We start from the raw sequence: 21,699 nt of genomic DNA, 5'->3' as shown, positions 1-21,699 counted from the left end.
CCGGGAAGTGACCATCTGAGCGGGGTAGTCGCCGGCGGTCAGGCGAGCGCCTGCTCCAGGTCGGCGAGCAGGTCCTCGACGTCCTCGATACCGACAGAGAGCCGGATCAGGTCCGCCGGGACCTCGAGCTCGGTGCCCGCGACGCTCGCGTGGGTCATGCGGCCGGGGTGCTCGATCAGCGACTCGACGCCGCCGAGCGACTCGCCCAGGGCCCAGACCTTCGTACGACCGACGACGTCCAGCGCGCGCTCCACGCCTCCGTCGATCTGGAAGCTCACCATCCCACCGAAGCGCTTCATCTGCTTGGCCGCGATGTCGTGGTTGGGGTGGGAGTCGAGCCCGGGGTAGTGGATGTGAGTCACGTCCTTGCGTGACTGCAGGAACTCCACGACCTTCTCGGCGTTGTCGCTGTGGCGCTCCATGCGTACGGCAAGCGTCTTGAGCCCGCGCAGCGTGAGCCAGGAGTCCATCGGCCCGGCCACGGCACCCATGGAGTTCTGGTGGAACGCGATCCGGTCTGCTGCGTCCGAGAACTCTTTGACCGCAATGTCTTTGGCGACGACGACCGCTCCGCCGACTACGTCCGAGTGGCCACCGCAGTACTTCGTGGTCGAGTGCACGACGACGTCGGCGCCCAGCGAGATCGGCTGCTGGAGGTATGGCGAGGCGAAGGTGTTGTCGACGACCAGCAGTGCGCCGGCGTCGTGCGCGACCTGTGCGACGGCCTCGATGTCGGAGATGCCGAGCAGCGGGTTGGTGGGCGTCTCGACCCACACGATCTTGGTGACGCCCGGCCGGATCTCACCGCGGATGGCGTCGGCCTGGCTGACCTTGGCGAGGCTGTGGTCGACACCCCAGGTGCGCTGCACCGTGTTGATCAACCGGTACGTGCCGCCATAGGCGTCCGTCGGCACCACCATGTGATCGCCCGGCTTGAGCAACGCCCGCATGATCGTGTCCTCGCCCGCGAGACCCGAGGCAAACGCGAATCCCCTTGCCCCGCCTTCAAGCTCAGCGATGCACGTCTCCAACGCGGTACGCGTCGGGTTCGCCGATCGGGAGTACTCGTAACCCTCTCGGAAACCACCTACGCCGTCCTGCTTGTAGGTCGACGTCTGGTAGATCGCGGGTACGACCGAACCGGTACGAGGGTCCGGCTCCTGGCCGGCGTGGATCGCTCGCGTGGCGAACCCTGGCTGTGACTGCTCTGTCATGAGCCCAGGCTAGGCCGTGCTGCCAGCGAGGCTCAGCCCACCGTCAGCGAGGCGGGAGCCGGTATGCGCTGAAGCTGCCGGCCGATGGTTCGAACCCGACCGAGCGGTACACCCGACCGGCGGGATTGTCGGCCCCCGTGACGATGACCCACTGGTCACACCCTCGAGACGCACTCCATTGCGCAGCCACGCCGAGCAGGTGCGAGGCGAGGCCGCGGCGGCGGTGCCGTGGGTCGGTGCCGACCCGCTGGTACCTCGCCCGCGCACCGCATGCGACGATCCCGAGCTCGGCCACCAGCCCACCGTCGCCATCGAACGCGCCGAACCAGGCGCCGGAGCCGTTTTCCGACATGGCGCGCTGCGACTGCCCCAGCGCCTCGGCGAACGACCGGAAGTCGGACGGGTCGTGCTCCCCGCTGCGGGCGTTCTCGTCGAGGTCCCGCTGCAGGAGCTGACTCCAGTCGTCGTCGCTCACCAGGGCGCGCGAGGTGTATCCCGCAGCGAGCGGCCCCGGCCGCGGCGGACGCGTCGCGGCGAGCACCTCATCGACGTCGATCTCGACACCAACGTCGTGCCAGGCCGCACGATCGCTCGGCTCGCGCGGGAGCCCGATCGACCGCCAGGTCGCCTGTGGCAGCGCGTCCTCGAACACGGCCACCCAGCGCCCTGCCTGGTCGACCGTGTCCGGATCAGTGACCAGAACGAAGTTGCCCCAGTGGAACTGCGGGTTGCTCGGGGTCGTGACGACCAGGTGGTCCCCACGGTCGTCGATGACCGAACCGTTCAGCTCGAGAATGGCCAGATCCGTTGCCCAGCCCGCAGACAGGTCGGACGGTGTCCAGGCCATCAGGCGATCGCGGTGTGCAGCGCCTGCCAGGCGATGCCGCTCGGGGCACGCTCGACGACGGTCTGCAGCAGGCCCAGACGCGCGGCCTTCACCGCAGCGTCGTCGGCCATCACCAGCACGTCGTCGAAGAACCGGACGAGTGGCTCGACCAGTGCATCGGCATCGGTCGTCCACTCGGGGATCGAGTCGGCGGCGTGGTCGGGCAGACCGTCGACGACGTCGGCAAGCGCCACCTCGGCCGGCTCGGTCAGGTGAGCGCGGTCGTACGACGGCTCCGTGCCCTTAGGGACGATGCGAGTGATCCGCTGCACGGCCTCGACCAACGCTGGGAAGGCATCGAGACGACGCACCGTCGCGATGTCGTTGAGGGCGTGCTCGGCCTTGCCGGGCGCCGCCGCGAGCGGCTGAACGGCCGTGACCAGACCAGCAGAGACGCCTTCGTCGCGAAGCTGTTGAGCGAAGCGTCCCTCGATGAATTCCTTTGCAGATGCTACGGATTCATCGCTGACCTCGATGCCCTGCTTGCGCAGACGATCCGCCGCAGCCGCCAGACCGGAGTCCACCGTGATGCCTGCCAGCGCGGGCTGACTCCGCAGGATGCTGACTGCGCCGAGCGCCGCCCGACGCAGCGCGAACGGGTCCGACGATCCGGTCGGCTTGGCGCCCAGGGCAAACATCGCCATCAGCAGATCGAGCCGGTCGGCGAGCGCGAGCAACGCACCCGGCTTGGACTCCGGCAACGCCCCACCAGCGGTTCGAGGCTGCTCCATCTCGAGCAGTGCAGCGGCGACCTCAGGCGTCTCGCCGGCGCGTGCGGCGTACTCCTGGGCCATCGTCCCGGCCAGCGAAGACAGCTCGACGACCATCGAGGACGACAGGTCGAACTTGGCCAGCTCGCCTGCTCGCTTGAGGGTGGTCTTCTCGGGACCCGACAGGTCGACGTCGGCCGCGAGCACGGTCGCGACATCGGCAATGCGGCCGGCACGGTCAGCCATCGATCCGATGCGGTCCTCGAAGGTCAGCTTGCTGATCTTCGAGCGCAGATCAGCAAGCGGCACCTTGAGGTCGGCCTGGTAGAAGAAGGCGGCGTCCTCGTAGCGCGCGCGCAGCACCGACTCGTTGCCCAGGCGTACGAGCTCGTCGTCGCAGTCACCGTTGGCGATGGTCACGAAGTACGGCATCAACTTGCCCGCCGCATCGCGCACCGGCAGGTAGCGCTGGTGCTTACGCATGACCGTCGTCAGGATCTGCTCAGGCAGCTCGAGGTAGGACGGCCCGAAGGTCCCGAGAATGCCGTGCGGCTGCTCGACGAGGTTGGTGATCTCATCGACCAGCGCGGACTCGCCCTCGAAATCGACTGTGCCACCGACAGATTCGGCGAGCTTGGCGGCCTGATCGACGACCTGCTGCCGGCGCACCTTCGGGTCGAGCACGAGGTGGTGCGTCTCGAGCACGTGCTTGAACGACGCCGCGTCCTTCACCGAGACGTGCGGCTGCAGGTCAGTACGTTGGACGTAGGTCGTGCGCCCCGCCCTCAGCTTTGAGACCTCGGCCGGGACGACGTAGCTGCCCCACAGCGCGACGACCCAACGGATCGGACGGCTGTAGACCAGCTCGGGGTCGCTCCACTTCATGTTCTTGTCGGCACGCAGCCCGGAGACGATGACCTCGACGATCTCGCCCATCACGGCGAGCACGTCGCGACCGGACTCGGTGACCTTGACCGCCACGTGCTCCGCGCCGTCGAACTCGGCGCGCACGAGGTCCGCCACATCGACCTTCTGGCCGCGGGCAAATCCCTCGGCCGGCTTCGTCGGGTTGCCGTCCGCGTCGTACGCCGCCGCGACCTTCGGACCCTTGCGCAGCGTCTCGGCATTGGGCTCATGGGCGGAGACGCCCGCGACCGTGGCCACGATGCGGCGCGGCGTACCGACAACATCAATGGCGCCATACGTGAGGCGCGTGCCAGCGAGACGCTCGGTGAGTGTCGTACGGACCTGCTCGATGGCCTGCTCGACGACGTGCGGGGGGAGCTCCTCGACACCGACCTCGAGAGCGAAGGTCTGCGAATCTGCCTCTGCCGCAACGGTTCCGATGTCATCGGGGTCGGGCTGCGGCGGCATCAGTGCGGCGCCGGCCTGGATCTTGGGACCCTCGGACTTCAGCAGTGGATAGTCGAGCTCCTCGCGGCGCTCGACCCACAGCTTGGCGACCTCGCGCGAGAGTCGACGCATCGTCGAGAACGCCTTGGCCCGCTCGGTCGTGGAGATCGCGCCTCGGGCGTCGAGCACGTTGAACGCGTGGGAGGACTTCAGGACGTAGTTGTGCGCAGGGATCGGCAGTCGCGCGTCGACCATCCGCTGCGCCTCGGACGTGTAGTGGTCGAACAGCTCGCGGTTGGCCGGCACGTCGGCGTCGTCGAGGTAGTAGCGAGACATCTCGTACTCCTGCTGGCCGAACGCCTCGCCATAGGTGACACCTGGCGCGTACTGCAGGTCCTTGAAGTGCGTGACGCCCTGCTGGGCCATCATGATGCGCTCGATGCCGTAGGTGAGCTCGACGCTCACCGGGTCGAGGTTCTGGCCACCCACCTGCTGGAAGTAGGTGAACTGGGTGATCTCCATGCCGTCGAGCCAGACCTCCCAGCCCAGACCCCACGCACCGATCGCCGGCTGCGCCCAGTTGTCCTCGACGAAGCGCACGTCATGGGCGTGGATGTCGATGTCCAGCGCCTGCAGCGACTCGAGGTAGAGCTCCTGCGGGTTGCCCGGGTCCGGCTTGAGGATCACCTGGAACTGGGTGTGGGTCTGCAGACGGTTGGGGTTCTCGCCGTAGCGGCTGTCGTCGGGCCGCACCGAGGGCTCGACGTACGCCGCTCGCCACGGCTCGGGTCCGAGCACCCTCATGAGGGTGGCCGGGTTCATGGTTCCCGCTCCGACCTCGGAGTTGTAGGGCTGCACCACCATGCAGCCCCGATCGGTCCAGAACTTCTGCAGGGTCAGGAGGGCGTCTTGCACGGTCAGCACCCGCCAAGGTTACCGGCGTCGGAGCCCTGTGCCGGACCGGCGTGGGCGCAGCATTCAGGTCAGGTCGTGCCGCACCCAGACATTCGCCTCGACATAGGTGGCGACGTTGTCGGCCAGGTGGCAGCGCACGGGGGTCAGTCCACCTGGTACGACCACGTCACCGTCCTCGTCGAACGGCAGCCCGGTCCAGCCTCGCCACTCGTCCAGCGACCCCGCGATGATCATCGACGCCGGCGCAACCTTCACGATCGTGCCGCCCGCGCGGACGTGGACGCGCAGCCACGGATCGGTCGGCAGGCCGTCCTCGCGACGCTGCTCGACGTACTCCGTCATCGGCTGCGACGGGTCGGTCTTGCCGTTGGGCCGCACCGGTGCGTACAACGCGTCGTGCCCCTGCCGGCGTACGGCAACGCGCAGCGCACCGACCATGACCGACGACAGACCCTGGCCGAGCTGGGACTTGTCGATCGCGATCTCGAGCGCGCTGGCCGCGGTCGGACGTACGCCGTCGGCGTGATCCTCCATCGCCCAGATCATCGCCCGGTCCCAGCCGGAGTCAGGCAGCTCGGGCCGCTCCTCGGTCGGGAAGGCGAAGGGCACGGACCGGCCGCGCGCCACGATCGTGTCGCCGGAGGTGGCGATGACGCTGTACTCCGGGAACGCCTCGGGCAGCCGATGCCACAGAGCGTCACCGACCGGGTCCTGGAGCATGAATCGCGGCCAGGAGTCAGCGATCTCGTACCACCGGGCGGCGAGCTCGGGCCGCTCGGCGAGGGTGGTGATGACGAGTTCGGTCATGCGCTGAGCGTGCCAGATGAGGAGCCCTTCAGGCTTCGCCCACCGCGTGCAGGATCGCCCGGTAGGTCGTGTCCTCCTGGCCCTCGGGGCAGTCGATGACCACCGCGAGCGGCCGGGTGGCGACCAGCTCGACGAGGCGCGCGCGCATCGCAGGAAGCGATTGCTCACCGCCCGTCGCTACGGCTCGGGCGGCTAGCTGGTGCTCGGGCTCCGCGCTGGTCGCGCTGCGATGGGCGAACCGCGCTTCGAGTCGCTGCAGGCTGTCGAGCAGCACGATCTCGTGGAAGGCGGCACCGATCTCACCGGCGAGCGCCTCGAGGCGCTCGAGAAACAACGGCCGCGCGAGGTACTGCGGCACGACGACGTCATGCCCGGCCTGCAGGTGCGTACGCGCCATCGCCGCAGCCAGGTCCCGCGTGGCCATATAGCCATCGAGCGCGTTGTCGTCCGCACCGCCGAGCAGCAGGTGCACGCGATCGAGGTCCAGGTTGAGTGCCAGCGGATGGTCGTCGGCGTACCGCGCCGCGAGCGTCGACTTGCCGACCGCGGGCGGACCGTTGAGCACGATCAGTCGTGGCACGGCATTCAGAGCTGCTTCTCCCACACCCGCAGGTATCCCTCACGCTCGTAACCCAGGTCCGCGTTGACCGCGAGCATGTGGGTGTTGTCGTCGGCGTTCCAGGTACGGATGCGCGTCACCTCGTCGCTGGTCTTGATCAGCTCGAGCGCCGCGCAGGCCTTCAACCGCAGACCGAGGCCGTTGCCCCGCGCCTCGCGCAGGACGAGCGTGTCCTGCTGGTACGCCAGGGTCGGGTCGGTCGGCGGCACCTGGATCTGCGTGAAGCCCATGAGCCGGTCCGACAGCCGGTCGCGTGCCACAGCCGTGATCACCTGCCGTCCCGAGTCGAGCGCCCAGCGGAGCTCCTCACGGACGCGGGCTGCATCCCAGGACTCTTCCTCCAACGTCGTGTCGCCCTGCGGCGCATCGGTGCTCATTCGTTGCTCCAGTACGGCCAGGTCACCCAGCCATGCCTCGGGCAGGTCGTCCACGCTCGCCTCGATCTCGAAGGCCGCCGCGTCCTCGACGCCGTCGCCGGCCATCAGCTGCCGCAGATGGTCCAGGTCGTGCTCGCCACGACGGATCGGCATTGCTGATCGGATGGTCGTCTGAGCAGGGGCGTATCCGTACGCCGCCGCGAACCCTTCGCCTGACTCGTCGGCATTGCCCTCAGTCCACTCGGTGATCGCCTGCACGACCGAGCGACCATGCTCGGCGATCACCCGCTCCCCCACGCGCAACAGCTCGGTTCCGACACCGCTGCGGCGATGCTCGGGCAGCACTGCGAGTCGCAGGAGCCCGGTGTCGGTGTTGTCCTTCAGTGGCTCGGCGACGCTCATCATTCCCACCACGGCAGCCGGATCAATCTCGCCGACCGGCTCGCCATCGACGGCCGCCCGATCGACGAACTGGTGGTTGCTCCCACGCCTGCGCCCGACCATCTCCTCGACGGTGAAGCCGGAGTGCTCGTTGCCGAACAGATGTCGGGAAGCGCTGGTGTACACCTCGTTCCACGCCGCAAACAGCCGTTGCTGCGCCGGTTCGTTGCTCAGTCCGTCGACCTCGATGATCCGCACCACGGTCGTTGACTCTGCCACGTGACCGGACGCCGGGCGACTGGATTCTTCCGGCTCGGATCCACTTTTCTCAGATATTCAAGATCAGGTATGCAAAAGGTAAAGCGCGAGTAAATTCACCCTCATACACCACGCTTCACTGGGGGAAAACATCATGCGCCGATCCACCGTGCTCATTGCTGCCGCTTCGCTCGCGACGGCGACCGTCGTCGCATCACATCCACACGCCGACGCGGCGACCCAACCGCTGCAGTTCCGGCGGTTCGTCGTCGAGACGAAGATCCCGGGCACCGATCCGACGACCAATACGTATCTCAACCGCGAGACCATCGCGCTGACGAACACCTCGACGACGAAGGCGTACAACCTCAAGGGATACGTCATCTATGACCGCGGCAACCACTTCCGCTACACGTTCCCGTCGCTCACGCTGCGGCCGCGCGCCACGGTGACGCTGCACACCGGCAAGGGCAGCATCAGCATCACCAACGTGTACTGGAACAAGACCGGCTACGTCTGGAACAACGACGGCGACACAGCCACGCTCAACAACGCCGCGGGCCACGCCATCGAGTCCTGCGTCTACTACAAGGTCAAGGCGGGCTACAAGACCTGCTGAGGCCTTATTTGCCCGTCAGCCCTTCCGCCCGGGATGACGGAGGGGCTGACGAATGTTGACCAAAGTGTGACACTCGAACACATGGTTTTCGGACTCGGTCAGCGCAAGACGATGGTTACTCCCGAGGATGCCCTGCCAGGGCGCCCCGATCCGCTGCCTGGGATCCCCGATACGCACGAGGTGCTGGGCACCTCCATGCACGGCCCGTGGCCCGAGGGCACGCAGGTGATGTACGTCGCGATGGGCTGCTTCTGGGGCACCGAGCGGATCTTCTGGAAGCTGCCCGGTGTTGTGACGACCGCGGCCGGCTACATGGGTGGGTTCACCACGAACCCGACCTACGAGGAGACCTGCACCGGACGGACCGGGCACACCGAGGCGGTGCTCGTGGCGTACGACCCTGCGCGGACCTCTCCGGAGCTGCTGCTCAAGTCGTTCTGGGAGAACCACGACCCGACGACCGCCAACCGCCAGGGCAACGACATCGGCACGCAGTACCGATCGGCCATCTACTGGACGACACCCGAGCAGGAAGCGGCCGCGCTCGCGACCCGTGAGGCGTTCCAGAAAGTGTTGCAGGACAACGGGTTTGGCGAGATCTCAACCGAGATGCGACCGGCCGCTGAGGTCGGTGAGTTCTACTACGCCGAGGGTTACCACCAGCAGTACCTCCACAAGAACCCCGGCGGCTACTGCAACCACGGCCCCAACGGCATGACCTGCCCCGTCGGCCTGGTCAAGCAGGACCAGCTCCCCAGCCAGCAGTCCGTCGAGCCACCCCGAAACGCTGGTTGAGCCGGCGAGCCGCTACGCGAGGCGAGCGGTGGCGGCGTCACACCAGCGCAAGCTCCGGAGCGCACGCAGCGTGTTCCAACGGCTCGGCTTGCCGTCGCCGTCCTCCATCTCGAGGTGCGCGAGACCAGGATGGGTGTTCTCCAGCAGCCAGGTGCCGTCCGGCTGCTGCTTGTCGCGCACCTGCTGTGCCGCCTCGGCCAGCCGCGGGTCGGGCGACCCGCCGACGGATCGGAAGTAGTCGAGCCCACGCAGCACGTCGTAGTGCCACTGCGCCGGGAACGAGTAGGTCAGCCACTCCGGGTCCCCCACCTCGCCGGTGCTCGCACGGCGGAAGAGGTTGCGCGACAGCAGGTACTCCTCACCCCGCCGCCGCGCATCGGCGACCGCGATCGCCCCGCCGGCACGCTCGTACTCCAAGAATCCCTCCAGCACACAGATCGTGGAGTTGAACGACGATCTGGTCGACCCGTACTCGGCCTCGCAGTTCCACCCGCCGTCCTCGAGCTGATCTCCGAGCAGCCGGGTCACGATGCCGTCGACGTCCTCACCGAAGTACGCGCCCAGTACGACGGTGCCGCCGTTGATGCACGGCTCCACCTCTCCCTTGAAGAACGGCTCGTCGGCGTGCTCCCACCGCGAGCTCTCCCGTACGCCGATGACCGCCGTGCGGACCGCCGGGTCGGCTGGGTCGATCCCGAACTCGCGAAGGAGCCGAAGGGTCGGCAGCGTCGCGGTCCACGGCTGACCGTCCGGGTCACCGACGATCGGCCTCGGGGCTCGCCAGTCGGGACCCGGGAAGCACGCGCCGCCGGCCCACTGACCATCCACCTGCAAGTCGAGAATCCTTCTGCCCCAACCTGTTTCGGCAACCTTGGCACGCTCCGCACGCACCTCCTCGGCCGGCGCGTCCGTGAGATCCCGAAGCAACTGCCACCGGATGGCCGGATCGGTATCAAGCAACCATGTGGTGACATCACTCATCGGTCTGCTCCCTCGGGTGTCCACGTCCATCAGGCCATGGTGACCTCCATTCCGGACGAAGCACTGCCGCTTTCGGCGACGGCTCTCGGACGCGCCCGCCCCCGCTACCGTGACCAGTCATGAGCACCAGTAGTTCCTCGGCACTGCAGAGCCACATCGCCGCCTTCAACGCGCGCGACATCGAAGCGCTCATGGCGGGCTTCGCGCCTGACGCGACGTGGGTGACCGGAGCGGACACGATCCGGGCCTCCGAGCTGCGGGAGTTCTTCACCAACGCTTTCGTGCACCTCACGCCACGCCTGGACATCGTCCGGATCATCGACGGCGGACCCGTCGTCGTGGCGCAGATGCGGGAGACGTGGTCCCACGGCGGCACGCGCAGTGCCTCGATCGCCGGCATCTATGACATCGCCAACGGCCTGATCACGTCGGCCAAGATCTATCGCGAGGGCTCCGCCGATGCCGACCAGTGAGGACTAGGCCGCCGGTACCTCTCTGTAAGAGACCACCTGGTCCGCCAGGCCGTAGTCCACGGCTGCCTGCGGCGTGAAGATCCGGTCGCGGTCAGTGTCGCGCCGCAACGCCTCGAGGTCCTGACCCGTGTGGTGCGCCAGGATCTCCTCCGCCTCGGAACGAACGCGGATCACCTCGTCGGCCGCAAGGATCAGGTCCGGGATCGCCCCCTGGCCCTGCCCTGACGGCTGGTGCAGCAGCACTCGAGAGTGCGGCAGCACGCTGCGGCGCCCGGCCTCGCCCGCCGCCAGCAGGATGGCCGCGGTCGAGCACGCCTGGCCGACACACGTCGTCGCTAACGGAGACCGGACGAACCGCATCGCGTCATAGATCGCGAACGTCGCCGTCAGCGAGCCGCCAGGCGAGTTGATGTAGAGGTTGATCTCGTTCTCGGGCGCGGTCGCCTCCAGGTGGAGGATCTGCGCGATCATCGCGTTGGAGACGCCGTCGTCGATCTCGGTGCCGAGGTAGACGATCCGTTCGGACAGCAGATGGCTGTAGACATCCATCACCCGGTCACCACGTGCCGACGACGAGATCACATTGGGGATCGTGTAGGTGCTCATTGCGAAACTCCAAGTCCCACAGGCGCTTTGCGCGGTCGGATGGTGTCGACTGACTCGATGATGGTGTCGATGAAGCCGTAGTCCACGGCCTGCTGTGCGGTGTACCACCGGTCGCGCAGCGAGTCCTCGAAGACCCGCTCGACCGTCTGGCCCGTGTGCCCGGCAATCAGGGCGAGCACGGTGTCCCGGGTGTGCCGCAGGTCATCGGCCTGCAGCTCGATGTCGACGGCTGTGCCTCCGATTCCGGCAGACCCCTGATGCATCAGGATCTTGGAATGCGGCAGCGCGAACCTCTTACCCTTCGTCCCCGCGGAGAGGATGAACTGCCCTGCGCTGCAAGCGATTCCGAGGGCCAAGGTCGATACGTCATTCGGGATCGCATGCATCACGTCCATGATCGCGAGCATCGCCGGTACGGAGCCACCCGGCGAGTTGATCCAGAAGCTGATGTCGGCGCGACTGTCGGCTGCCGACAGCAGGAACAGCTGGGAGATCAACCGAGTCCCGATCTCGTCATCGAGCGCGGTGTCGAGCACGATGATGCGCTGCTGCAGCAGCTGATCGGCCACTTGCTGACTCAACGGATGTGGCGGTCGTGGCGTGTCGCTCATGGACCCAGCGTGACTCCGCGCCGCTGAGGAGACCAGACCTTGCTGCTCACAGCAGAAGGAGAGCGATCACGCTCAGGGGATCAGCTTCCGCTTCTGCAGGATCTTGGTGACCGTCGCCGCCGCGTCCTTGCCGTAGAGCGCCCTGGTCGCCTGGACGACCTGCTTGCCAGCCGCCGCGAAGGTCGTGTCCGGCGCATAGAAGTAGGTCGACTCGATGACGACCTTGTCCGACTTGTTGCGACCGAGCGCCTTCTGGATGTCCCACAGCGCACCGGACCAGATCTCGCCGTCGTCGTGCACCTCGCCGGTCTGGTCATCCGTGGTCTTCGTGGTGTCCGTCCGACGCAGGCAGTGCGGCACGGTCGTGGTGTACGACGTCGCGTCCCAGTCCATGACGCACGGCACCTCGAAGCCTCGACCGGTCGGGACCGACATCGTCACGGCCCAGTAGTCGCCGAAGCCCTCGCCCATCGAGCCGGCGTCGTGCGAGTCGCCGAAGCCCGGGACGATGTCGTCCTGGATGGCGTGGCCGTACTCGTGCCAGATGACTTCGGCGTCCTCGGCGTCGTCCACGCCACCCTCGCCGTACTCGATGGTGTCGTCGTCCGGCGAGTAGAACGAGTTGTCGCCAGAGAAGGTGTTGACGCGCAGCTTCTGCGGCTCGTTGTTGGCGTCCTTGAAGCCCAGCTTCTGGAGGTACTCCTGCGCTCCGGTCACGTGGTAGTACGACATGACCTGCTCGAACCGGTCGTCCGAGCGGGTGTAGAGGAAGTTGCCGTTGAGCGAGCTCGCGAGACCACCCTTGGCCTCGATGATCTTCGCGAACGACCCGACGAGCTTGCGCCCGTTGCCGGTCAGGTGACGCAGCGTCACGGTCTTGTACGCCTTGTCCAGGGCCGGTTGGTCGGCGTCATCCTGGTCGGTGAGGTTCTCGTTCTTCAGCGTGGCAACCGGATTTGGGTCGAAGACCAGCCCGTGCCCGTCGGCCGCGCTGCGTGACATCACCTTCGTGCTGCGGACCTGTCCGATCGCCGCATCGACGAGCGTGCGTACGACGCCCTCACCGGACCGTGCCGTTACGACCCAGACGAGGGCTGCGCCACGAGAGTCCACGGTGATCGCGAGGCGCGTCGTACCGCGTTGGGTCGCCGCCTCACCGCTGCCGAGCTTGCCCTGCGGCGGCACCGTGCGCAGTGCCGCACGAGCGCTGGCGTTGCTCAGCGCCCTGCTCGTGGCGACCGCGGACGTCGTCTTGGGCTGGATGACGAGCGTGGTGGGGACCGCCTTGCGGCCGTCCTGGACGACGGTGCCGGCCTTAGTCGTGTGCTTGGCGTAGTAGCCGTCGAGGACCGGGACGCCTCGGAAACGCTGCTCGTACCACTGGTGTGTCCCGGTCAAGGAATGCTTGGTCTTGATCAGCGCGACCGTGCCGATCGTGGTGCTGGATCGCGGGGCGGCGGATGCGGTGGCACCGCCATACATGGGCCCGGCCAGCGCGGCGCAGAGGGCCACCGCCAGCGCTCGGGAACGTCGAGTGGTCAAGGTGCTCATGTCTTCCCCTTGGTCCCCGAGACTTTAGGCAAGCACTCGCAACCTAGCCCGCGTACGTGCGCCGCAGGGCCTTTAGCGATCAGGGACCTTTCACGTGCCGAGGTGGCTGTTCACCTGACCGCCTCCGGCCGCTCAGCCACCCGACACCCCGCGTAGGCACCAGCGGACGAGAGTCCGCTGTCGGTCCGTGCTTTGCCTGCCCTGGGAGGGTCCTCATGTCCGGTCGTCGTCTCGTCGTCCTCGCCACTGCGCTCGCTGCGTCCTGCGCCGTCGCCGTGCCCGCAGCGGCCGCACCGACGCCACGCCCCACGCCCGGCGTACGCGTCTATACGCAGGACGTCCCGGCCCTCGGCACGGTCGGCGGCGCGCGGATCGATGGAGCGGCGTACGGCTCGTCCTTCGTCGCCAAGCCAGGCTCGCGCAACACGTTCTATGGGCTCACCGATCGCGGCCCCAACGTCGATGGCCCCGGCGGCATCAAGGTCGAGCCGCTGCCCGACTTCACGCCGGCGATCGGCGAGTTCCAGCTGCGGGGCAACAAGGCCCACCTCGTACGCAGCATCACCCTCAACGCCGCCGACGGGTCGCCGTACAACGGCCAGGTGAGCCTCGCCGGCAGCACCGGCGAGACGATCACCGACCTCAGCGGCAAGACGCTTCCGGCCAGCCCGTACGGCTACGACCCCGAGGGCCTGGCAGTGATGCGCGACGGCACCTTCTGGGTGTCCGACGAGTACGGCCCGTTCGTCACCCGCTTCTCCCGCGATGGACGCCAGCTCGAGCGGCTGAGCCCGTTCGACGGGTCGCTGCCGGTCGAGCTCTCCGAGCGGGAGCCCAACAAGGGCATGGAGGGCCTGACGGTCACTCCGGACGGGCGCACGCTCGTCGGCATCATGCAGGCCGGTCTGAACGCGCCCGACGGGCCGAAGTCCAAGAACGTCCCGTTCGTCCGCATCGTCACGATCGACCTGCGCACTCGTCAGACCCGGCAGTACGCGTACGTCCTCCACACCACCGCCAAGGGCGTCACCACCGCTGTCAGTGAGATCTCCGCGATCAACGACCACGAGCTGCTCGTCGACGAGCGCGATGGCGCCAAGGAGCCCAGCGCGGACAAGAAGCTCTACAAGGTCGACCTGCGCAAGGCGACCGACGTGGGCAAGCTGTCCCGGGTGCCCGGCAGCTCCTATGACGCGACGCACGGCGGACTACGCATCGGCGGCAAGACGCTGGAAGGCGTTGTGGGACAGGCCAGTACGACGGATGCCTCAGCCTCCCTGCCGGCCGCCGGTGTCCGCCCGGTCCGGTCGGAGAAGTTCCTCGACATCGCCGGACTGGTGACCTCGATCGACCCGACCGGTGGATTCTTCGGGCACGACAAGGTCGAGGGAGTCGCGGTCCTGGACGGCGGTCGCCGCGTGGTGATCTCCAACGACAGCGACTTCGGCATCGAGGGTCTCGCGAACGATGCCGCGCCCTACACCCTGAAGACCAAGCTGCTCCCCAACGGTCAGCAGGACACGGGCGAGCTCCTCGAGGTCGACCTGCGCCAGGTGCCGGCTCAGTTCCGCTGAACTCGATCCCGGTGTCACGCTTCCGGCAGCGGGCGGGCGCTGCTCACCAGTCTGAGATCTGCAGCGTTGGTCAGCCGGGCGACGACGCGTGCTCACGCTCCACGTCGGCGCTGCGCTCCATGTCCACGGCGCCATCCAGTCCGACGACGCGGTCACCGTCCGGTGCCGACAGGGTGAGGCGCTTCGGCGTGGTAGCCGCACCTTCAGGACCACGGACCTCGCGCGGCCACGCGATCAGTGCGGCGACGAGGACGATGTACCAGCCGACGAGAACGTCACTGACCCAGTGGTTGCCGGTGCCGACCACGACGACCGCTGTGATCAGCGCGTGGGCCACACCGAGCACGCGCCAGTGCATCTTGGCGCCGGATGCGATCGCGACGATGGCGACCCACAACGCCCAGCCGGCGTGCAGTGAGGGCATCGCGGCGAGCTCATTGGTCATCCCACCGAGTCCCTTGGGCGCCGAGGCGTCCGCTCCCCACCACCCTGCTGAAGCGTGCTGCGCCAGCACATCGACGTAGCCCATCTTGCTCAGCCGCGGCGGCGCCGTCGGGAGCAGGAGATACATGACGAGGCCGAGAACTGTGGCGGTCACGAGGGCACGGCGAGCGCGTACATAGTGGCCGCCGCCGCGGCGGTAGAGCACGAGCAGCACCGTTGCCGTCACGACGTAGTGACCGGCTGCGTAGTAGTAGCTGCCCATGATCCCCATCAGGTCATGGGTCGCGAACCAGTGCCCGAGCCCCGACTCACCGTCGAGGCCGACGGCCTTCTCCCAGTCGAGGATGCGGACCGCTCGCGCCTGCGCGTCGGCGAGGTTGTCGCTCGCCAGCAGGCGCGAGGCGCTGTAGCCGATGTAGAGCAGCAGAATGAGGCCCAGCTCGACCAGCCCTGATCGGCGTCGGGTCGTCCAGGCGAGGGCCGTACGCCCGACATGGGTGTACGGCACCGGCCGTTCGAAATGCCTGATTGTCACGAGTTCACCATCCGTCCTGCGGCACGCCCGTCGCCATCGGGAGCGACCCCGACTGGACCCTGGCGCTCCCCTGAGGCAACTGCGTGCTGTGTCTTATCTAGGAGACACAGCTGCGCGCCTGATACGTGACAGCAGTCAGTGGCGTCCGGGAGTTGCTGGTCCACCGGGCGCAGTCGAGCGAGATAAGCGCTGACCTGCCGCACGGTAGATATCTTACCTGCCGACCGGTAGGCTAGGCAAAGAGGTTTCCATCACACGTTCAGGTTCATGGAAGGTCTGGGAGCGGTGGCCAGAGACACCAAGTCCGATATCTGCAAGGCCGCGATCGACGTGATCGCGGCCAAGGGTGTCGAAGGTGCAAGCCTTCGGGAGATCGCTGAGGCCGTCGGCATCACCAAGGCATCGCTCTACTACCACTACGCCTCCAAGCAAGAGCTGGTCAACGCACTGCTCATCCCCCTCATCGACGACATGCGATCGGTGCTCGACGGCCTGGACCAACGCCCGTGGTCGCCGACCGAGGTCCGCAACGTGCTGACCGAGTTCATCGACAGCCTGATCCGGCACCGCGACGTCGGCGTCTGGTTGTCCCGGGACATCAGCGCACTGTCCGCGTTCGAGGAGGCGCTCGGCGAGATCTTCACCCTGACCGCCCAGCTGCACCGCTGGCTCGCCGGGCCAGATGCCTCCGTCCGCGACCGCATTCGCGCCGTCGCCGCCACGGAGGTCGTCGGCGGGGTGCTGTCATCGTCGATGTCGGTGGCCGACGCCCCGGACGACGTGCTGCGCGAGACCCTCCTCGAGGCGTCCCTCGGCGTCCTCGGCTCGTCCCGCGCCGCGGCCTGATCCGAGCCGCCGTGGCTACAGTCGAGACATGAAGCTGACGACTGAGCTGGAAGCGGCGTTCAACGAGCAGATCACGTTGGAGTTCGAGGCCTCCATCGTCTACCGGCAGCTCGCGATCGAGATGGAGATCCGGGACCTTCCGGGGATGGCTGCCTGGCTGCGTCACCAGGCGGACGAAGAGATCGTGCACGCCAACAAGTTCATCGACCACGTGAGCGATCGCGGCAACCATCCGCAGATCGGCGCGGTCCCTGGCCCGAAGGTCAAGGTCAGCTCGGTGCTGGCCTGCTTCAAGGCCGCGTTGGAGCACGAGCAGCGGGTCTCCGAGGCCATTCGCGAGCTCTACCGCAAGACCGACAAGGCCGGCGACCTCGACTCACGACCCCTGCTCAACTGGTTCATCAGCGAGCAGCTCGAAGAAGAAGCGACGGTCGGTGAGATCGTCGGGCGGATCGAGCTGATCGATGAGGACGGCCCCGGGCTGCTGCGGCTGGACGAAGAGCTCGGTCAGCGTCCAAGCACCAGCACCGAGAACCAGCGCTGACCTCACCACGCGTGACGAGACCGACCGTCACGTGTCGGCGTTCAACGCCCGCCACTCGTCCTCGAGGATCGACATGTCGATGTCGTCGATCCACTCGCCGTCGAAGCGGAACGCATGGCGTCGTACGCCTTCGCGGACAAAGCCGACCTTCTCGTACGCCCGCTGCGCCCGCGGGTTGAAGGCAAAGACCGTGAGGCTGATCCGGTGCAGGTCAAGTCGCTCGAAGCCGTGGCGGACGATGAGCCGGGTCGCCTCGGTGCCGAGCCCGCGGTCTCGGCCCGCTGGTCCGATCAGCACTCGGAAGTTGCAGGCACGGATGTCTCGGTCGAGCAGGTTGAGGACGACCTCCCCGACGACATCACCCGAGGCGCGGTCGACCACTGCGAGGTCGAGACGGTCCGGAGCAGTCGCGCGGCTGCCGTACCACTGGTGCGTACGCTCGTCGGGCTCGCCGGACGAGGCCGCGGCATCCTCACTGGTGGTCTCACTCCCCGTCAGCCGGCCGACCTCCGGGTCGGACATGATGCGCGCCATGTCGGCGGCGTCCTCAGCGGCGAACGGGCGCAGGAGGACCCGCTCACCTTCGATGGTCGGCTTGTCCAGCCACGGGTCGCTCGTCATGGGGCTTATGCAACCAACGGCCACCTGCGGGGGTCCAGCGGATTACCGGCACACTGAGCCCATGACGGAGCAGGCACCCACCACCGCCCAAGACTCTCCGGCCACAGACGATGTGCCTCGCGAGGTGCTGACGTGGGAGGCCTTCGGCCGCGCGGCTCGCGAGATGGCGCAGACCATCGCCGACGACGGCTTCCACCCGGACCTGATCCTGGGCATCGCCCGGGGAGGGCTGATTCCGTCCGGCTCGATCAGCTACGCGCTTGGCATCAAGAACCTCCACGTGATCAACGTCGAGTTCTATACCGGCGTCAACGAGCGGCTCGAGATGCCCGTGATGCTGCCGCCCGTGCCTCAGGCAGTCGACCTCTCCCGTAAGACAGTGCTCATCGTGGACGACGTCGCCGACACCGGAGGCACGCTGGAGGTTGTCCGCGACTACTGCGCCGACCACGTCGCGGAGACCCGGTGCGCCGTGATCTACGAGAAGGACCGCTCAAGCGTGAAGTGCGAGTACGTCTGGAAGCGAACCAACGACTGGATCGAGTTCCCGTGGTCGGCTGAGCCTCCCGTCGCCTGACGGTCGCTACTGCTGAGGTCGAACGAACGGAAACGCAAGCGTGGCGCGGATATTCGCGCCCAGCAGCATCATGATGGCTCGATCGACACCGAGCCCCAGCCCACCAGTGGGCGGCATCGCGAACTCCAACGCCGAGAGGAACGACTCGTCGAGCTGCATCGCCTCGAGGTCTCCGGCGGCCGCTGACATGGACTGCTCGGCCAGCCGTCGTCGTTGGTCGACAGGGTCGATGAGCTCGCTGTACGCCGTCCCGATCTCCGCGCCGAAGGCCACCAGGTCCCACCTCTCGGCGAGCGCCGGATCTTCGCGGTGCTGCCGGGTGAGCGGCGAGGTCTCCAGCGGGAAGTCGGTGTAGAACGTCGGGAACGTCGTCTGCTTCTCGACCAATGCCTCGTACAGGTCGACCACGAGCATCCCGGCGGTCGCTGCCGGGGCGACGCTCACTCCCTGCGCACGGCAGACCGCAGCGACCTCCTCTCGCGGGGACGCCGACGTGAGAGTCGTGCCGGTCGCCTCCGAGACGGCGGCGTGCACGGGTACCACCGGCCACACCGCGCTCAGGTCGACATCGCCCTCCGGGCGGCGGGCCACCGGAGCACCGTTGACGGCAGTGGCCACCTCGAGCAGCACCTCGCGGGTCAGTTCCCGCATCGTGTTGTAGTCGCCGTACGCCGCGTAGGCCTCCAGCGAGGTGAACTCGGGGTTGTGCGTCGCATCGACGCCCTCGTTGCGGAAGTTGCGGCCGAGCTCGAAGACCCGCTGCATCCCTCCGACGCACAAGCGCTTGAGATAGAGCTCCGGTGCAATGCGCAGGTAGAGGTCCATGTCATAGGCGTTGATGTGCGTGCGGAACGGCCGCGCCGCCGCTCCACCGTGGACGGCCTGCAGCACCGGGGTCTCGACCTCGGTGAACTCCCGCGTCTCGAACGCCTCGCGCATCGCCCGAACTCCGCGGGACCGCTGCCGCAGCAGGTCGAGAGAACCGGGCGTGACAATCAGGTCGAGCGCCCGCTGCCGAGTACGCGCGTCGTCCGCGAGGGTCGCGTGCAGGTCCGGCATCGGGCTCAGGCACTTGGCGGCCAGGTCCCACTCCTGCACCAGCACGGACAGCTCGCCCGAGCGCGAGGTAGCCACCGTGCCGGTCACACTGATCAGGTCGCCGAGGTCGATGACCTGGTCCCAGGCGCGGCGTACGCCCTGTGGTGTCTCATCGGCCGTCGTCATGGCCTGGATGCGAGCGCCCTCATCGTCCAGGACGACGAACGAGACGCCGCCGAGATCGCGGATCGCGCGCACCCGACCGGCGACCGACACTCGAGTGGGCGTTCGTCTCGACGGCGTCAGACCGTCGTACGCCTCTCGCAGCTCAGCGACTCGATGGGTGCGTCGTACGCCGACCGGATAGCCCTCCCGCCCCGTCGCCTCCCAGCGCTCCAGCTTGTCGCGGCGGACCCGCTGCTGCTCGGTCAGGGCCGCGATCGGCGCGGTCGGCGTCAACAGCCGACGCTCCTGCTCGCGCACCCGGTCGACGAACGACCCTTCGGCGCGCGGCGGTTGGACATCGGACACCTTCGGGCCGACCAGGAACCTCGGTCCGAGCGTCGGCAGGAAACCTTCAGCGACGCCCATCGCGATACCTGCCCGGGCCACGGTGAGGGCAGGGTCGTAACAGAGCAGCCGCGGCACCCATTGGGGCTGGTACTTGTCGTTCGAGCGGTACAGGGTCTCAAGCTGGTAGAACCGCGATGCGAAGGACAAGAACGCGTCGGTCGCCTTCGTGATCGGACCCGCGCCCACCTGGTCTGCCGCACTGAATACATTGCGAAACACCGCGAAGTTCAAGGAGATTCGTCGTACGCCGATGCCGGGCGCCGCTTCGACCAGCTGCGCGACGAGATACTCGTTCAGGCCGTTCTCAGCGTCCCGGTCACGACGCATCAAGTCCAACGACAGGCCGCGAGCACCCCATGGGACAAAGGACAGGAAGCCGCGGATCTGTCCAGCTGCATCGTGAGCGGTGATCACCACACACCGGCCATCGGCAGGGTCACCCAGCCGGTTGAGCGCCATCGAGAATCCACGTTCGGTCTCATTGCCACGCCAACGCTGGGCCAGCTCGCCCACCTGCGCGAGCTCGGTCGGCGACAGCTCGCTGTGGCGACGCACACGAGTGGTGTAGCCGGCCCGGGTAATGCGGGTGACCGCCTGGCGCACCGGACGCATGGTGCGACCGCGCAGGCTGAACCGGTCGACATCGATGATGGCCTCGTCACCGAGCGCGAACGCACGTAGACCGGCGTCGACGTACTCCTTGGTGCCCTCCTCGCTCGAGGAGAGCACCGCGGCGTACCAGCCATGGACGCGACAGTCGGCCAGCCACGCGTGAATAGCTCCTGCCCACGAGCCGTGCCTCCCGATGGGATCGGCGCTCGCCACGCTCACACTGCCCTCGACGCGATAGGTCACCGCCGCACGGCCATCGGGAGAGAAGACCACGCTCTTGTCGCGTCGAGTGGCGAAGTATCCGAGTGAGTCAGCCTCACCGTGCTCGAGCAGAAGCCGTCGGACAGCCAGCTCCTCCTCAGCGTCCTGGTGCTGCGCCGCCCGACCCGAACGCCAGAACACCAGGATCGCCAGAACCAAAGCACCCGCCGAGATCAGACCGGCCAGCCCGTAGATCCAGTGATGTCCCAGATGCCCACGGAATCCCGGCTCATCCGGTGGAGTCGACACACCGAACGCCGCGCGGACCGACCACGCGACCTTCTCGACGGGACCAGAGAGGGTGCGCGGGAAGACAAAGGTGAGCAGAGTCGTGGCCACCGCCGAGAGCAGCAGGCCTGCCGCCAGGACAGCAAGCGCCGTGCGGCGCGACCCCTGGGCAAGTCGGGCGGTGAAGGCCGGATACGACCGAACCACCAGCACCAGCACGACGAGGCCCGCTCCCAGAGCGAGCACGTTGAGCGGGAGCTCATTGCGCCACTCCCACCAGCGGCGCGCGAAGCCGTGGTACGGATTGCCCTCGAACCCAGGGCTGCGGATGACCTCGATGATCCAGCGCACCTGCTCCAGCACGGACAGCACCATCACGATCACCGTGACGATATGAGCCATCCGGAACCGCCGGCGCACCGCGCCCGACAGTGTCAGCAGAAGAGCCACGACGAAGAGGCTGGGATCTGCAGGAATGTTGAGCAGCTCGAAACCATCCGACACGACCGTCGGTAGCCCGCGGTGCTTGAACGGAATGCTGACGAGCGACCAGATCGCCGCGAGCAGCAAGATCCGACCGAGCCACATGGCTACCCGCTCGTGAGGTGCGGCCTGCCGTCGGCTCGGCCCGACGGGTGTGCCTCCGTACGGCCGGAAGGACCCCTTGAGGGCCTGTCTCATCCGCACTCC

The 21,699-nt window shown here is 67.4% G+C and carries 20 protein-coding genes; 7 read left to right on the top strand and 13 right to left on the bottom strand.

Translation table 11 applies throughout. The annotated features are described in order from the left end of the window. Positions 1-38: 38 nt before the first annotated feature. The 6 genes from VV02_RS09045 to VV02_RS09020 are packed head-to-tail and all read right to left on the bottom strand — an operon-like array spanning position 39 to position 7,541. On the bottom strand, positions 39-1,214 hold the full coding sequence (locus VV02_RS09045; RefSeq protein ID WP_052591066.1) for a cystathionine gamma-synthase: 1,176 nt from the start codon (positions 1,212-1,214) through the stop codon (positions 39-41). Positions 1,215-1,257: 43 nt separating this feature from the next. Continuing rightward, entirely contained in the window at positions 1,258-2,061 is an 804-nt protein-coding gene (locus tag VV02_RS09040; protein WP_052591065.1) for a GNAT family N-acetyltransferase, read from the bottom strand. Continuing rightward, complete coding sequence (locus tag VV02_RS09035; RefSeq protein WP_052591064.1) at positions 2,061-5,087, bottom strand: glycine--tRNA ligase; 3,027 nt, start codon at positions 5,085-5,087, stop codon at positions 2,061-2,063. The genes VV02_RS09040 and VV02_RS09035 overlap by 1 nt, the downstream gene beginning before the upstream one ends. 54 nt (positions 5,088-5,141) lie before the next feature. Beyond that, positions 5,142-5,885 carry a hypothetical protein gene (locus VV02_RS09030; protein WP_052591063.1) on the bottom strand — a complete coding sequence of 248 codons (744 nt, stop codon included), beginning with the start codon at positions 5,883-5,885 and terminating at the stop codon, positions 5,142-5,144. Between the two features lie 28 nt (positions 5,886-5,913). Beyond that, positions 5,914-6,465, bottom strand: coding sequence for an AAA family ATPase (locus VV02_RS09025; RefSeq protein WP_052591062.1), 552 nt, complete (start codon positions 6,463-6,465; stop codon positions 5,914-5,916). A 5-nt stretch (positions 6,466-6,470) separates the two neighbouring features. After that, positions 6,471-7,541, bottom strand: a complete 1,071-nt coding sequence (locus tag VV02_RS09020; RefSeq protein WP_157063340.1) for a GNAT family N-acetyltransferase — start codon at positions 7,539-7,541, stop codon at positions 6,471-6,473. A gap of 133 nt (positions 7,542-7,674) precedes the next feature. On the opposite strand from VV02_RS09020, the gene VV02_RS09015 reads away from it, so the two are divergent. Together VV02_RS09015 and msrA are read left to right on the top strand one after the other, a co-directional pair. Beyond that, positions 7,675-8,139: a lamin tail domain-containing protein gene (locus VV02_RS09015; protein ID WP_052591060.1), complete on the top strand. Its 465-nt coding sequence runs from the start codon at positions 7,675-7,677 to the stop codon at positions 8,137-8,139. An 81-nt stretch (positions 8,140-8,220) separates the two neighbouring features. Beyond that, positions 8,221-8,934, top strand: coding sequence for a peptide-methionine (S)-S-oxide reductase MsrA (gene msrA, locus VV02_RS09010; RefSeq protein ID WP_052591059.1), 714 nt, complete (start codon positions 8,221-8,223; stop codon positions 8,932-8,934). Between the two features lie 12 nt (positions 8,935-8,946). Here the strand turns inward: msrA and VV02_RS09005 are convergent, their stop codons facing one another. Next, a complete protein-coding gene (locus tag VV02_RS09005) occupies positions 8,947-9,915 on the bottom strand; it encodes a hypothetical protein (RefSeq protein WP_052591058.1) in 969 nt (322 codons plus the stop codon). A gap of 119 nt (positions 9,916-10,034) precedes the next feature. Between VV02_RS09005 and VV02_RS09000 the strand changes: the two genes are divergently transcribed. After that, on the top strand, positions 10,035-10,388 hold the full coding sequence (locus VV02_RS09000; RefSeq protein WP_052591057.1) for a nuclear transport factor 2 family protein: 354 nt from the start codon (positions 10,035-10,037) through the stop codon (positions 10,386-10,388). A 3-nt stretch (positions 10,389-10,391) separates the two neighbouring features. Here the strand turns inward: VV02_RS09000 and VV02_RS08995 are convergent, their stop codons facing one another. From VV02_RS08995 to VV02_RS08985, 3 genes are all read right to left on the bottom strand, one after another. Beyond that, positions 10,392-10,994, bottom strand: a complete 603-nt coding sequence (locus VV02_RS08995) for a ClpP family protease (RefSeq protein WP_052591056.1) — start codon at positions 10,992-10,994, stop codon at positions 10,392-10,394. Beyond that, complete coding sequence (locus tag VV02_RS08990) at positions 10,991-11,605, bottom strand: ClpP family protease (protein ID WP_052591055.1); 615 nt, start codon at positions 11,603-11,605, stop codon at positions 10,991-10,993. The genes VV02_RS08995 and VV02_RS08990 overlap by 4 nt, the downstream gene beginning before the upstream one ends. Before the next feature lie 72 nt (positions 11,606-11,677). After that, complete coding sequence (locus VV02_RS08985; RefSeq protein WP_157063339.1) at positions 11,678-13,156, bottom strand: M36 family metallopeptidase; 1,479 nt, start codon at positions 13,154-13,156, stop codon at positions 11,678-11,680. Between the two features lie 215 nt (positions 13,157-13,371). On the opposite strand from VV02_RS08985, the gene VV02_RS08980 reads away from it, so the two are divergent. Continuing rightward, complete coding sequence (locus tag VV02_RS08980) at positions 13,372-14,730, top strand: esterase-like activity of phytase family protein (protein ID WP_052591053.1); 1,359 nt, start codon at positions 13,372-13,374, stop codon at positions 14,728-14,730. Between the two features lie 70 nt (positions 14,731-14,800). Here VV02_RS08980 and VV02_RS08975 read toward each other — a convergent pair whose 3' ends face one another. Continuing rightward, positions 14,801-15,709: a phosphatase PAP2 family protein gene (locus tag VV02_RS08975; RefSeq protein WP_083450034.1), complete on the bottom strand. Its 909-nt coding sequence runs from the start codon at positions 15,707-15,709 to the stop codon at positions 14,801-14,803. Between the two features lie 285 nt (positions 15,710-15,994). Here VV02_RS08975 and VV02_RS08970 point away from each other — a divergent pair, with 285 nt between their 5' ends. Both VV02_RS08970 and VV02_RS08965 read left to right on the top strand, forming a co-directional pair. Next, positions 15,995-16,555, top strand: coding sequence for a TetR/AcrR family transcriptional regulator (locus tag VV02_RS08970; protein WP_169787669.1), 561 nt, complete (start codon positions 15,995-15,997; stop codon positions 16,553-16,555). Positions 16,556-16,583: 28 nt separating this feature from the next. Beyond that, positions 16,584-17,099 carry a ferritin gene (locus VV02_RS08965; RefSeq protein ID WP_052591050.1) on the top strand — a complete coding sequence of 172 codons (516 nt, stop codon included), beginning with the start codon at positions 16,584-16,586 and terminating at the stop codon, positions 17,097-17,099. A gap of 27 nt (positions 17,100-17,126) precedes the next feature. Here VV02_RS08965 and VV02_RS08960 read toward each other — a convergent pair whose 3' ends face one another. Next, positions 17,127-17,720, bottom strand: coding sequence for a GNAT family N-acetyltransferase (locus VV02_RS08960; RefSeq protein WP_052591049.1), 594 nt, complete (start codon positions 17,718-17,720; stop codon positions 17,127-17,129). A 61-nt stretch (positions 17,721-17,781) separates the two neighbouring features. Between VV02_RS08960 and VV02_RS08955 the strand changes: the two genes are divergently transcribed. Next, a complete protein-coding gene (locus VV02_RS08955; RefSeq protein ID WP_052591048.1) occupies positions 17,782-18,297 on the top strand; it encodes a phosphoribosyltransferase in 516 nt (171 codons plus the stop codon). 6 nt (positions 18,298-18,303) lie between these two features. On the opposite strand, the gene lysX is transcribed toward VV02_RS08955, so the two are convergent. Next, the gene (gene lysX, locus VV02_RS08950; protein ID WP_083450033.1) at positions 18,304-21,690 is read right to left on the bottom strand and encodes a bifunctional lysylphosphatidylglycerol synthetase/lysine--tRNA ligase LysX; all 3,387 of its coding nucleotides are present in this window, start codon (positions 21,688-21,690) and stop codon (positions 18,304-18,306) included. Positions 21,691-21,699: the final 9 nt, after the last annotated feature.

Origin of the sequence: Luteipulveratus mongoliensis (assembly GCF_001190945.1) — a bacterium.
Lineage (GTDB): Bacteria > Actinomycetota > Actinomycetes > Actinomycetales > Dermatophilaceae > Luteipulveratus > Luteipulveratus mongoliensis.
Note: the sequence above shows the minus strand (reverse complement) of the source record. Positions and strands in the feature narration are given on the sequence as shown.